Origin of the sequence: Aliivibrio fischeri ATCC 7744 = JCM 18803 = DSM 507 (assembly GCF_023983475.1) — a bacterium.
Lineage (GTDB): Bacteria > Pseudomonadota > Gammaproteobacteria > Enterobacterales > Vibrionaceae > Aliivibrio > Aliivibrio fischeri.
This window is the reverse complement of the sequence record NZ_CP092712.1, coordinates 603,009-617,261: the sequence shown is the minus strand read 5'-3', so window position 1 is coordinate 617,261 and position 14,253 is coordinate 603,009. Positions and strand designations below refer to the sequence as shown.

Here is a 14,253-nt window from a genome sequence, read left to right as displayed (position 1 = left end):
AATCGGAATTATTAATTAAAGCTCTACAACTTCAACTTTCAAAACCTAATTAATCTGTGTGAACACTCATAAATCGCAATCTATCGTTTAAGGAGGTGATCCAGCCCCAGGTTCCCCTAGGGCTACCTTGTTACGACTTCACCCCAGTCATGAACCACAAAGTGGTGAGCGTCCTCCCGAAGGTTAAACTACCCACTTCTTTTGCAGCCCACTCCCATGGTGTGACGGGCGGTGTGTACAAGGCCCGGGAACGTATTCACCGTAGCATTCTGATCTACGATTACTAGCGATTCCGACTTCATGGAGTCGAGTTGCAGACTCCAATCCGGACTACGACGCACTTTTTGGGATTCGCTCACTATCGCTAGCTTGCAGCCCTCTGTATGCGCCATTGTAGCACGTGTGTAGCCCTACTCGTAAGGGCCATGATGACTTGACGTCGTCCCCACCTTCCTCCGGTTTATCACCGGCAGTCTCCCTGGAGTTCCCACCATTACGTGCTGGCAAACAAGGATAAGGGTTGCGCTCGTTGCGGGACTTAACCCAACATTTCACAACACGAGCTGACGACAGCCATGCAGCACCTGTCTCAGAGTTCCCGAAGGCACTAAGCTATCTCTAGCGAATTCTCTGGATGTCAAGAGTAGGTAAGGTTCTTCGCGTTGCATCGAATTAAACCACATGCTCCACCGCTTGTGCGGGCCCCCGTCAATTCATTTGAGTTTTAATCTTGCGACCGTACTCCCCAGGCGGTCTACTTAACGCGTTAGCTCCGAAAGCCACTCCTCAAGGGAACAACCTCCAAGTAGACATCGTTTACGGCGTGGACTACCAGGGTATCTAATCCTGTTTGCTCCCCACGCTTTCGCATCTGAGTGTCAGTGTCTGTCCAGGGGGCCGCCTTCGCCACTGGTATTCCTTCAGATCTCTACGCATTTCACCGCTACACCTGAAATTCTACCCCCCTCTACAGCACTCTAGTTCACCAGTTTCAAATGCGGTTCCGAGGTTGAGCCCCGGGCTTTCACATCTGACTTAATGAACCACCTGCATGCGCTTTACGCCCAGTAATTCCGATTAACGCTCGCACCCTCCGTATTACCGCGGCTGCTGGCACGGAGTTAGCCGGTGCTTCTTCTGTAGGTAACGTCAAATGCTGCAGCTATTAACTACAACACCTTCCTCCCTACTGAAAGTACTTTACAACCCGAAGGCCTTCTTCATACACGCGGCATGGCTGCATCAGGCTTTCGCCCATTGTGCAATATTCCCCACTGCTGCCTCCCGTAGGAGTCTGGACCGTGTCTCAGTTCCAGTGTGGCTGATCATCCTCTCAGACCAGCTAGAGATCGTCGCCTTGGTGAGCTCTTACCTCACCAACTAGCTAATCTCACCTGGGCTAATCTTAGCGCGAGAGGCCCGAAGGTCCCCCTCTTTGGTCCGAAGACATTATGCGGTATTAGCTATCGTTTCCAATAGTTATCCCCCACACTAAGGCATATTCCCAGGCATTACTCACCCGTCCGCCGCTCGACGCCCTTAACGTTCCCCGAAGGTTCAGTTAAGTCGTTTCCGCTCGACTTGCATGTGTTAGGCCTGCCGCCAGCGTTCAATCTGAGCCATGATCAAACTCTTCAATTAAAGTTTTTTTGGTTTGTTTCAGCAGAAACAAAACCGACTCAATGATTAATACTGATTGTTACATAAAAGTAATTTTGTGTAGTCACTCAGTTCATTGATAATTTGTTGATTATCAATTCACAAGTGCTCACACAGATTAATAGGTTTCTAATTGTTAAAGAGCTTTTCTTCTACTTTCAAAGCTTTGCTTTTCAGTGAAGAGGACGGCTATTCTATCGATTTAAGTTTCAGTGTCAAGCACTTATTTGAAACTAAATTTCTAACCGCCAAACCAACTGGATGCTAAGTTTTAATAAACTTCGTTCTCCGTGTCAGTGAGGCGGCATTATAGAGAATCTTTGAATCTATGCAACTCTTTTTCTAGAAAAATATGAAAAATGAGTTTGTTTGCTTACTTTTAATTCAAAGCGTTTATTTTTACATCAAAAGTCGTCATTTTGAGTCGCAATTAGCTGTTCATTTTTAACTTTCAACTTAATTACTTCTCCAACCCTTAGCTTTCCACTCAATATATCCTGAGCAAGTGGGTTCTCTATATATGTCTGAATTGCTCGTTTTAATGGTCTTGCTCCATAAACAGGGTCAAAACCTGCCTCAGCAATTAGGTTTAACGCTTCGTCTGTTACTTGCAATTGGTAATCTTTTTCATTCAAACGTTTTTCTAAGCGTTGTAATTGAATAGAAGCGATATTCTTAATGTGTTCTTGTGCCAATGGATGGAATACTACGGTTTCATCAACACGGTTTAAAAACTCTGGTCTAAAATGTTGACTCACAACATCCATTACGACTTCTTTTATGCCAGCATAATTCAACTCACCAAAGTGCTGCTGAATTTTTTCTGAACCTAAGTTCGATGTCATAATGATAACGGTATTTTTAAAATCAACCGTTCTTCCCTGACCATCAGTTAAGCGGCCATCATCAAGAACTTGAAGTAGAATATTAAATACATCTGGATGTGCTTTCTCTACTTCATCTAATAATAAAACTGAATAAGGTTTGCGTCTTACTGCTTCTGTTAAGTATCCCCCCTCTTCATAACCAACATAACCAGGAGGTGCACCTACTAAACGAGCAACGGAATGTTTCTCCATAAACTCTGACATGTCGATACGTACCATCGCATCTTCACTATCAAACATAAAGTTAGCGAGTGATTTACATAATTCCGTTTTACCAACCCCTGTTGGGCCTAAAAACAAGAATGAACCGATTGGTCGATTTGGATCTGATAGACCGGCACGACTACGACGAATTGCATTTGAGACAGCTTCGACAGCTTCAGCCTGGCCTATTACTCGGTGATGTAATACCTCTTCCATCTTTAATAGCTTATCTCTTTCACCTTCAAGCATTTTATTTACAGGAATGCCCGTCTGACGTGAAAGCACTTCTGCTATCTCTGCATCCGTCACTTTGTTTTTTAATAAGCTCATTTCTTGCATTTCAGCTTGAGCGGCAAGATCTAGTTGTTTCTCTAATTCTGGAATACGTCCATATTGCAGCTCTGACATTCTATTTAGATCACCTGCACGACGTGCAATTTCCATATTACTTCGAGCTGTTTCTAATTCTGTTTTTATATGCTGAGTGCCAGATAAAGCCGCTTTTTCAGCTTTCCACACTTCTTCAAGCTCTGCGTATTCACGTTCTTTTTGCATTAATTCAAGATTTAAAGAGTCAAGACGCTTTAAGCTCGCATCATCGCTTTCTTTTACTAGTGCTTGCTGTTCTATCTTTAATTGAATTATCTTACGATCAAGCTTATCTAATGATTCTGGTTTTGAATCAATTTCCATACGAATGCTTGATGCTGCTTCATCAATTAAATCTATCGCTTTATCCGGTAATTGACGATCCGAAATATAACGATGTGACAGGCTTGCTGCTGCTACGATCGCAGGATCGGTAATTTCAACATGATGATGAATTTCATAGCGCTCTTTTAAACCACGCAAAATTGCAACGGTATCTTCAACTGTTGGTTCGTCAACAAGTACTTTTTGAAAACGACGCTCTAATGCTGGATCTTTTTCAATATACTGACGATATTCATCAAGAGTTGTTGCTCCGACACAATGTAGTTCACCACGTGCGAGTGCAGGTTTAAGCATGTTGCCGGCATCCATAGAGCCTTCACCTTTACCAGCACCTACCATTGTATGTACTTCATCAATAAAGAGGATGACACTACCTTCTTCTTTCGCTAACTCATTTAAAACCGCTTTTAAACGCTCTTCAAATTCACCTCGGAATTTAGCACCAGCTACCAATGCACCAATATCTAAAGAAAGTACTCGTTTATTTTTTAAACCTTCAGGTACTTCACCATTTATAATACGTTGCGCTAACCCTTCAACAATAGCTGTCTTGCCGACACCAGGTTGACCTATGATAACTGGATTATTTTTAGTTCGACGTTGCAATACCTGAATTGTTCTTCGTATTTCATCATCACGACCAATAACAGGATCTAGTTTTCCTTGCTCTGCTCGCTCAGTTAAATCAACAGTAAACTTTTCTAATGCTTGACGTTTTTCTTCAGCATTTTGATCATTAACTTTTTCGCCACCACGGATCTCATCGATTGACTTAGATATTTTAGGTTCAGTTAATCCTAATTCTCGAAGTAAATTACCCAAAGGCCCTTTATCTTCGATTGCGGCAAGCATGAATATTTCAGAAGAGATATAAGCGTCTTTGCGTTTCTGAGCGACTTTATCGCAAAGATTAAAAATAACACCCATATTAGATGAAAGTTGAACATCACCACCGATACCCGTTACCTTTGGTGTCTTATCTAATATTTCAGTTAGTTTTGAACGTAATTGTGTTACGTCTACATTTAGAAGAGTAAGTAAAGGCCTTATCGTACTTCCATCCTGATTTAACAGTGCAACCATTAAATGGGTTGGTTCGATATATTGATGATCTTGACCTAATGCTAATGATTGAGCATCAGAGATGGCCATTTGAAATTTACTAGTGAATCGATCTAAACGCATAACACCCTCCAAAAGAAGAAAGCTAGTAACTATATAGTTTCTAAATGGGGACTAAGGTCAGAAAGTTCAATGCTTAAGGAAAGGATAAAGAGGGAGAAATATGAGTTATTCAAACCAAATAAGAGTGGCTTGTCTTCCTGTAATTCCTTCTTTTCTGTATGAGAAAAACGTTTCTGTATTTTGATAAGTGCAAAGGTTTGAATAATGCACATCAGTTATACCAACACTATTTAAACGTTGTGTGGCTAACATGGCTAAATTAGCTAACCATTTTCCTTCATTATAACTCGGAATAAATGCATTAATTGCTTGCGGATCTTTTTCGCAAAATAGCTCTTTTACTTCATTACCTACTTCAAACGCTTCTTCACCAATAGCAGGTCCACACCAAGCAATAAGATCATCGGAGGCAAATTGCTCAACAGTATTTCCTAATACTCCATCAAGTAAACCTCTCCAACCTGCGTGTGCGGCAGCAACCTCTGTACCTTCTTTATTGCATATTACAACCGGAAGGCAATCTGCAGTCATAACACAACAAACTTGTTTTACTTGGTTTGTATATGCAGCATCAGCGGCTGGTGGTGTTTCAAAAAACTCTTGACTCGGTAAATGAACAACTCTTGTTGAGTGAATTTGGTTTAACCACGTTGGTGCAGTAGGTAACTGCCCCAACGTAATCAGTTTTTCACGATTGAGCACAACATCTTTGTGATCATCACCAACATGGTCTCCAAGATTAAAGCTATCAAATGGGGAACTTGATACTCCTCCAATACGAGTTGTACTGAATACTTTAACTGATTTAGGTGCAGACCAATTTGGTGAAATCAATGACATTATTAATACTCTTCCTCATGCATTAGACGTTCATCATCACGTAGCGCCTGAGATAGAGCAATCATGTCATCAGGAATTGGAGCATGGAACTCCATTGTTTCCCCTGTGATTGGATGTTCAAAACGCAGCATCGCAGCATGCAGAGCCTGACGATCAAAACCGCGGATCATATCAATTAACTCTTGAGAAGCGCCTTTTGGAATACGAGCACGACCACCATAAGCAGTATCACCCACAAGTGGATGCTGCAAATATGACATATGTACACGAATTTGGTGAGTACGACCGGTTTCAAGACGTAAACGGATACGAGTATGAATACGGAAATGTTCAGCAACACGATAATGTGTCACAGCATCTTTACCTAATTCATGAACTGCCATTAGAGTACGTTTGTTTGGGTGACGACCAATTGGTTTCTCAATCATACCACCTGCAGTCATACGACCGACAACAACGGCTTCATACTCACGAGTAATCTTACGCTTTTGAAGCGCACGAACTAAACGTGTTTGAGCCGGTACAGTTTTCGCAACAACCATTAATCCAGTAGTGTCTTTATCCAAACGGTGAACGATACCCGCACGAGGTACTTCTGCAATATTTGGATAATGGAATAACAATGCATTTAACACTGTACCATCAGGTGTACCCGCTCCTGGGTGAACAACGAAGTCACGTGGTTTATTGATAACGAGTAGATCATCATCTTCATAAACAATATCAAGAGGAATATCTTGAGCTAACCAACGCTCTTCATCTTCTAATTCAGCTTTAACCGTGATCTCTTCACCACCCATAACTTTAAGGCGTGCTTTTGTAACCACTTCACCATTGACTGTCATGTTGCCAGCAAGCAACCACTCTTTGATGCGTGAACGAGAAAAATCAGAAAACAACTCAGCAGCAGCTTGATCTAAACGCTGCCCTAGTTGACTTTCTTTTACTGTACTTGTTAACTCTATTTGTTGTGCCATATCGAACTTTTTTTAAAATAGTGGTACTAATACCAAACTAATAGGTCATATTTGGTATCATCAACACTGTAAGTGAAATAAACTATGTACCATTGTATCTGTTAACGGCGCATTTCGTAATGGATAACTTCAGTTTTTTTAGTCAAGGATCATTTTCAAGCATGAAACGCTTAACCATTTCTTCATTATTAGCTGTATCTTTACTGGTTGGTTGCTCAAGTAGTGATGATGTAATTCCAGATATTCCACCATCAGAATTATACGCTCAAGCTCAAGTATCTTTACAAGCAGGTAATTGGACGAGCGCAATTGAGCGTCTTGAAGCCTTAGATTCTCGATACCCTTTTGGCGCTTATTCTGAACAAGTTCAGTTAGACCTTATTTATGTTTATTATAAAAATGATGATCTTGCATTAGGTCTTGCAACTATCGAGAGATTCACTCGTTTAAACCCAACCCATCCAAAAGCTGACTGGGTCCTTTACATGCGTGGATTAACGCATATGGCTCAAGATAGAAGTTTCATGCATGATTTATTTAGAGTTGATCGTTCAGATCGAGATCCAGAACCAGCTCGCTCAGCTTTTAAAGATTTTAAACGATTATTAGAAAGATACCCTAATAGTCTTTACGCTGAAGATGCACAAACTCGTATGTACGCACTTAAAAATCGCTTAGCGGATTATGAATTAGCAACAGCTGACTTTTATTTACGACGAGAAGCTTGGATCTCTGCCATTAATCGTTGTCAAGAATTACAACGTACTTATCCAGATACAGAAGCTGCAAGAAAATCACTAACAATTATGCTTTCAGCTTACAAAGAATTAAAACTGGAAGATGCAATTAAGCGAACCGAAGAACTTATTGCGTTGAATCCACAATAATATCAATCACAGTAAATAAGTGAGCAAGCATTTAAACAAGCTAGGATGAGCCGTTATTTACTACAATTGACATAATATTCATTATAAAAACAAAAAAGCAGTGCCGAGAATCGAGCACTGCTTTTTTTATGTCTGGAAATGTTAGTTATAATTCGTATATAGGTCACACTATTGATAAGTTTAAAAATTAATCAACCAAAACAACAGGTTGAACGATATCCCTAAAAACAATAATTTCTAGTAACCAACCCTTTCAATCTACCTACTTTGTACAATTCATCAAGTATTTTTTAAATAAAATACTTAAGGCCTTGCCTAAGATCACATTCATTCACCTTCTCGCTACAACACATCAAAAAAGTGATCTTGATCACTTTATTTTTAACTCTGGATACGTAATCTGAGTACATGCCAAACGGGGCAAGCGAGAGGAAAATCATATGAAAGTAGAAATCACTGGCAACAACATCGACATCACTCCAGGCATCCGTGAACGTATTGAAGGGAAGTTTAAAAAACTAGAAGCAAAAAGAAACCTAGACATTATTGGACGTCACGCTAGCGTTACAAAACGCGCAAATGGTAAACACAAGGTAGAAGCGTACGCAACTATCGCAGGTGGCAAAGTCGTAGCCTCTGCAGAACAAGAAGATCTATTTGGTGCAATTAGAGAGATGTATCAAAAACTAGAACGCCAACTAGACAAACTACAACATAAAGGAGAAGCACGTCGAGCGACTCATGCTCAAGCTCCTGGAGTTGAAGAACCAGAAGTTGAACTTGAAGAGGAATAATATTCAACTCTAAAGATTCTTAAGAACAGCGCTCATTTGAGCGCTGTTTTTTCTTGACGCAAACTGACCAATTCCTTATTGTGAATTAACTCTTAATTTACTAGGTTTGCATTTCATGACTGACACTCACTACTCCCTTGATGATATTCGTTTACGCCTTAATGAACTTGATAATGAATTATTAAAGCTCTTTTCAGAACGTCGTAAACTCAGTCTTGATGTTGCTAAAAGTAAAGTAAAAACCGCGAAACCTGTTCGAGATCCTAAACGAGAACAACAATTACTTGTTAAACTCATTGAGAATGGTAAAGACTTCAATCTTGATGCTTATTACATTACACAGTTATTTCATACCATTATTGAAGATTCAGTTTTACTTCAGCAAGAATACTTCCAAAATCTAGCAAACCCTGACTTAAGTAGAAAACCCGTAGCAAGAGTGGCTTACCTTGGCTCAAAAGGATCATATTCAAACCTAGCAAGCCGTCGTTATTTCAGTAAAAAGAATATTGAATTAGCTGAGTTAGGCTGTGAAAACTTTAAAGAAGTAATTAAAACCGTTGAGGCTGGTCATGCTGATTACGGCGTATTGCCAATTGAAAATACAAGCTCAGGTTCGATTAACCAAGTTTATGATTTACTCCAACACACTAGCCTATACATTGTTGGGGAATTAACTCAAAAAATTGATCATTGTTTATTAACAACGACTGAAACCTCTCTTGAGTCCATTAAAACCTTGTATTCACACCCACAGCCACATGAACAATGTAGCGAATTTTTAAATCGACTCAATAATGTTGAACTAATTTCTTGTGCAAGCACTGCTGATGCGATGATCACGGTAAAAGAGTTAAACTCACCTGAAGTTGCAGCAATTGGTAACTCAGATAGTGGAAAGCTATATGGACTGCAATCTCTAATCACTAATATTTCGAATCAAACAGAGAACCAAACACGTTTTATCGTTGTTGCAAGAAAGCCTGTGGATGTATCAGAGCAAATCCCTGCTAAAACAACATTAATAATGTCCACAGCTCAAGATGCTGGTTCATTGGTTGAATCTCTATTGGTATTACAAAAATACGGCATCAATATGAGCAAGCTAGAATCTCGCCCTATTATGGGAAATCCTTGGGAAGAAATGTTCTATGTTGATCTAGAAGCGCATCTAAAATCCGATGCTATGACTTCTGCTATCGAAGAATTAACGGCTATTACTCGCTATCTAAAAGTACTTGGTTGCTATCCAATTGAAAATGTAGAACCAACAGCTATTCCATTATCAAATTGATTACATCGAATGAAAGGTAAACATGAAAGTTATCATTACTTCTCAAAACCCAGCGAAAATTGCCGCTGTTGAATCAGCATTTAATCTTGCGTTTCCTAATGATACTTTTTCATTTGAAGGGGTATCAGTAAAGAGCGGTGTTCCAGATCAACCAATGAGTTGTGAAGAAACAAAACAAGGAGCAATGAACCGTGTTAATAACGCAAAGATCAAGCTACCTAACTGTGATTATTATGTTGGGTTAGAAGCTGGAATTGAAGGTAATTCTACTTTTGCTTGGATGATTATTGATAATGGTTTAACGGTAGGAGAGTCACGCTCTTCGAGTTTACCTCTCCCACCACAAGTTATTGATGAGGTGAAGAAAGGTAAAGAGCTAGGCGATGTCATGGATGAACAATTTAACACCGACAACATTAAACAGAAAGGAGGGGCTATTGGCTTACTAACCAATAACCTACTAACAAGAACATCGGTATATCAACAAGCACTTATTCTTGCTCTTATTCCTTTTCTACATCCAACTCGTTTTTAGTACTCTTTTCTAATAAATCCATAAGCCATACTTTCTCTTCGTCAGTATGGCTTTTTAATTCATTTGAACCTCTAGTGATAGTGGCAACGCCCACCCCTAATAGCTGACTAATTTGTCTCTGGCTCAATTCACCCTGTAACAGCTCATGAAAAATATTTACGCGAGCAACCAATGCTTCACGTTCATCAGGCGTCATCAACATCGTTAATAATGGTTGATGATTTCCTTGTTCTGCTGCATTTGCAATTAGTGTCATCACTTGAGACCAGTCGGAATATTTTGCTGAACCTGACATAGTATCCTCATACAATTGTAAAAAAGGGGACAATTAAGTCCCCTACTTTATATTTATTTAAGCTTAATACCAATTGCTATTAGAATTTAAACTTATCAATACTTTAAATTCAGCTCTTTCTCGGATAAAAAAGCACCTTTTTCACCCAATAAGCTACGATAGTAAGTTTCAAACATTAAAATATTTTGTACATACCCTCGAGTTTCCTTGAATGGAATGGCTTCAATGAAAGCATAAGCATCTAGTTTTTCATCAGAAACCGCTCTCCAACGCTTAACACGATGAGGGCCTGCATTATAACCTGCAAGAGCAAAAATACGGTTACCATCATAATCATCTAATAAACCCTTAAGGTAATTTGAACCAATGTGAATATTCACATCAACATCATTCAAACTATCAACACCTTCGTATTTATCGTAATCAATCTTCTTCGCGGTATATTTCGCTGTTGCTGGCATAATTTGCATCAAACCACGAGCACCTACCGGTGATTGAGCTTCTGCATACAGTGCACTTTCTTGTCGAGATAACGACATTAACGTCACTTTATCTAAACCAAGTTCCTTGCTGTAATGATTAAACCACCACTGATGTGCTATAGGAAAACGTAAGCTCAAATATCCCCACATTCTTCCTTTGATGGTCGCCAGAACAGTAAAGTGATGCCAACGATGCTGAGCAGCATAACTTGCTAATTCTTTCACTTCAGTTTTTGATGCTCGATTTAGCAAATATTCCCACTCACTTTTGGCTGTAGAGATCTCATCAATCGCAATTAATTCTTTAATACGTGCAAGCTCTACACTGTATTTATCTTTAATCGGCTTAATATTTCTAGGAGCGGTATTCATTGGATATTGAATAGGCTCACCTAAAATATTTGCCGCAGCAACACTATAAAAATTACGCTGACCAAGTAATCTTTTTAAACGAGCATCAGCTTTATCTTGCTCACCTTCCTTACTTTCGATCTGAGCAATCCAGAACTGCCAACGTAATGAATTTTTAGCTGTTGGTGTTAAATACCCAATCCAGTTGCTTACGTCATCCCAATCAGCTGCACGAATAGCAACACGAATTCGGCGCTCAATAAATGAATCTTCAGGGTTAGTAGCTAGCTCTTTATCTCTCCATTGTGCAAGTTCTGCTGACTCTGTTGACATAATGCTACTAACAATACGTCGCTTAACCTGAACCAACTCTTCTTGAGTAAACTGCTGCTTTTTAGCAATTTCAGGCAATATTTCTATCGCTTTTTTAGGGTTTTTACGAGCTTCTCTTTCCATTGAGATAAGCGTTAATTGCTTAGAAAACTCTGTTTTTTTATTACTCTTTGAAAAACTTTCTAACAAATCAGGATCATTAAACAAAGTGACAATATGCTGTGCTTTTTCTTTTGCGGTATCTGTTTTCAACATTTTTTCTAAATAAGAAAACAAATTATTATTACGAGCTTTATAAACTAAAAGCATACGCTCAATAATTAAATCATCACTGAGTTTCTCAGCTTCAGCCCAATCTTGAAATAAATCATCACATTCATAAGTAACAGAGCTACCAGTTAACCATAACTGCTCCGCACCTTTCCAAGCGGTGACCTTATCACCCAGTTTATTTTTTGCTTGATAGTAATAACACTGTAGATTTTTGCTACTTGGTTCGTTGGGGAAATAATCAATAAACTCAGCCCAACGCTCGTTTAAACCAAGAATGACTAAGTATTGGTATGAAAGAGAGTTACCAATAGGTAATGACTTATGATTATGTTTAAATAAACGAATATCATCTGGCGTTTTAGAGCTTAAATCCATTCGTAATTCACGGTAATCCAAATAAGGCGCTAATGAATAACCATCAAGTTCTGCCCTTACTTTTTTATATTCATCGTATTTTTTTTCATTAAGTAGCGTTTTTGCTTCTTGGTATTGTGCTCGCCATGTATCAACAGGTGACGCATCAACAACTTGTACATTCATACCTATGCACAATGCCGTCATCATCCCTAACTTATATTGTGTATATTTCATTGATTTCTTTAACACCTAAACTTTCCAACCTTTGACTGCGGCGTAGTGATCTGAGACTCACTTATACATCTACCGAATTCTTACCTTAGTTTACTTATATTACCCTAGTAACTACAAAAATGAGTGTTAAACTATGTATCATAAATAGTAAATTAATATTTTCGTTAACCAACTCTAATAAGTGATTATGGCTGAATACGTATATACAATGTCACGAGTGAGCAAAATTGTTCCTCCTAAAAGACAAATCCTGAAAGACATTTCTCTTAGCTTCTTCCCTGGTGCAAAAATTGGTGTTTTGGGTCTAAATGGCTCAGGTAAATCAACACTACTTCGCATTATGGCAGGTCTTGATACTGATATTGATGGTGAAGCTCGTCCACAAGCGGGATTAAATGTTGGCTATCTTCCACAAGAACCTGTACTTGATGAATCAAAAACAGTTCGTGAAATTGTTGAAGAGGCTGTTTCTGATGTAGCAGGTGCACTAACTCGCCTTGATGCGGTTTATGCAGCTTACGCTGAAGAAGGTGCTGATTTCGATGCTCTAGCTAAAGAGCAAGGTGAACTTGAAGCATTAATTCAAGCAAAAGATGGTCATAATCTAGATAACGCTTTAGAGCGCGCAGCTGACGCACTACGTCTACCTGAGTGGGATGCTAAAATTGAACACTTATCTGGTGGTGAACGTCGCCGTGTTGCTATCTGTCGTCTTCTTCTAGAAAAACCAGATATGCTGCTACTTGATGAACCAACCAACCACCTTGATGCTGAATCAGTTGCATGGCTTGAGCACTTCCTTGTTGATTATTCAGGTACTGTTGTGGCAATTACCCACGACCGTTATTTCCTTGATAACGCTGCGGGTTGGATTCTAGAGCTTGACCGTGGTGAAGGTATTCCATGGGAAGGTAACTATACCTCTTGGCTTGAGCAAAAAGATGACCGTTTAAAACAAGAAGCGGCAAAAGAAAATGCTCGTCAGAAAACGATTGAAAAAGAACTTGAGTGGGTTCGTCAAAACCCTAAAGGCCGCCAAGCTAAATCTAAAGCTCGTATGGCTCGTTTTGAAGAACTACAAAGCTCTGATCACCAAAAACGTAATGAAACAAACGAACTGTTCATTCCGCCAGGTGAACGTCTAGGTGACAAAGTTCTTGAAGTGAACAACCTAACTAAATCATTTGGTGATCGTGTACTGATTGATGACCTATCATTCAGCATGCCAAAAGGTGCTATCGTGGGTATTATCGGTGCCAATGGTGCGGGTAAGTCTACCCTATTTAAGATGCTAAGTGGTGCTGAAACACCGGATTCAGGTACGATTGAATTAGGTGAAACTGTAAAACTTGCTTCTGTTGATCAATTCCGTGATTCAATGGATGACACAAAAACAGTTTTCCAAGAGATCTCTGAAGGCGCTGATATCATTAAGATCAACAATTTCGAAATCCCAGCTCGTGCTTACTGTTCTCGCTTTAACTTCAAAGGCAACGACCAACAAAAAATTATTGGTGAGTTATCTGGTGGTGAGCGTAACCGTGTTCACTTAGCTAAACTGCTAAAAACTGGCGGTAACGTACTGTTACTCGATGAACCTACCAATGACCTTGATGTTGAAACATTACGTGCACTAGAAGAAGCATTACTTGAGTTCCCTGGTTGTGCAATGGTTATCTCGCACGACCGTTGGTTCCTAGACCGTATCGCTACACACATTCTAGACTACCGTGATGAAGGCCAAGTAAACTTCTTTGAAGGTAACTACACTGAATACAGTGAATGGTTGAAGAAGACCCTAGGTGCACAAGCTGCTGAACCTCATCGCATCAAGTACAAGCGTATGACTAAGTAATAATTTACTTTATTTGATGTTTATCATAAGGGCCGCACTCAAGCGGCCTTTTTATTGGACATAGAACAAACAAAACACCATACTCAATTCCTCTTAA

10 protein-coding genes and 1 rRNA gene are annotated in these 14,253 nt (G+C 39.5%); 5 read left to right on the top strand and 6 right to left on the bottom strand.

The annotated features are described in order from the left end of the window. Nucleotides 1–88 precede the first annotated feature (88 nt). From AVFI_RS02910 to rluD, 4 genes are all read right to left on the bottom strand, one after another. A 16S ribosomal RNA gene (locus AVFI_RS02910) occupies nt 89–1,641 on the bottom strand. Nucleotides 1,642–2,063: 422 nt separating this feature from the next. Then, entirely contained in the window at nt 2,064–4,649 is a 2,586-nt protein-coding gene (clpB, locus tag AVFI_RS02905) for an ATP-dependent chaperone ClpB (RefSeq protein WP_011261322.1), read from the bottom strand. Between the two features lie 105 nt (nt 4,650–4,754). Beyond that, complete coding sequence (gene pgeF, locus AVFI_RS02900) at nt 4,755–5,489, bottom strand: peptidoglycan editing factor PgeF (RefSeq protein WP_188863824.1); 735 nt, start codon at nt 5,487–5,489, stop codon at nt 4,755–4,757. A 2-nt stretch (nt 5,490–5,491) separates the two neighbouring features. After that, the gene (gene rluD, locus AVFI_RS02895) at nt 5,492–6,466 is read right to left on the bottom strand and encodes a 23S rRNA pseudouridine(1911/1915/1917) synthase RluD (RefSeq protein WP_005417821.1); all 975 of its coding nucleotides are present in this window, start codon (nt 6,464–6,466) and stop codon (nt 5,492–5,494) included. Between the two features lie 161 nt (nt 6,467–6,627). On the opposite strand from rluD, the gene bamD reads away from it, so the two are divergent. The 4 genes from bamD (at nt 6,628) to yjjX (ending at nt 9,976) form a co-directional block, all read left to right on the top strand. Beyond that, nucleotides 6,628–7,353, top strand: coding sequence for an outer membrane protein assembly factor BamD (gene bamD / locus AVFI_RS02890; RefSeq protein WP_005417820.1), 726 nt, complete (start codon nt 6,628–6,630; stop codon nt 7,351–7,353). A gap of 440 nt (nt 7,354–7,793) precedes the next feature. Further along, nucleotides 7,794–8,147, top strand: coding sequence for a ribosome hibernation-promoting factor, HPF/YfiA family (hpf, locus tag AVFI_RS02885; RefSeq protein WP_005417819.1), 354 nt, complete (start codon nt 7,794–7,796; stop codon nt 8,145–8,147). Nucleotides 8,148–8,262: 115 nt separating this feature from the next. Further along, entirely contained in the window at nt 8,263–9,441 is a 1,179-nt protein-coding gene (gene pheA, locus AVFI_RS02880; RefSeq protein WP_012534012.1) for a prephenate dehydratase, read from the top strand. Nucleotides 9,442–9,463: 22 nt separating this feature from the next. Further along, nucleotides 9,464–9,976: an inosine/xanthosine triphosphatase gene (gene yjjX / locus AVFI_RS02875; protein WP_054776043.1), complete on the top strand. Its 513-nt coding sequence runs from the start codon at nt 9,464–9,466 to the stop codon at nt 9,974–9,976. On the opposite strand, the gene trpR is transcribed toward yjjX, so the two are convergent. Next, complete coding sequence (gene trpR, locus AVFI_RS02870) at nt 9,945–10,271, bottom strand: trp operon repressor (protein ID WP_012533782.1); 327 nt, start codon at nt 10,269–10,271, stop codon at nt 9,945–9,947. The genes yjjX and trpR overlap by 32 nt on opposite strands. Before the next feature lie 95 nt (nt 10,272–10,366). After that, on the bottom strand, nt 10,367–12,301 hold the full coding sequence (locus AVFI_RS02865) for a transglycosylase SLT domain-containing protein (RefSeq protein WP_155662217.1): 1,935 nt from the start codon (nt 12,299–12,301) through the stop codon (nt 10,367–10,369). Between the two features lie 187 nt (nt 12,302–12,488). Here AVFI_RS02865 and ettA point away from each other — a divergent pair, with 187 nt between their 5' ends. Beyond that, complete coding sequence (gene ettA, locus AVFI_RS02860) at nt 12,489–14,156, top strand: energy-dependent translational throttle protein EttA (RefSeq protein ID WP_005417813.1); 1,668 nt, start codon at nt 12,489–12,491, stop codon at nt 14,154–14,156. Nucleotides 14,157–14,253: the final 97 nt, after the last annotated feature.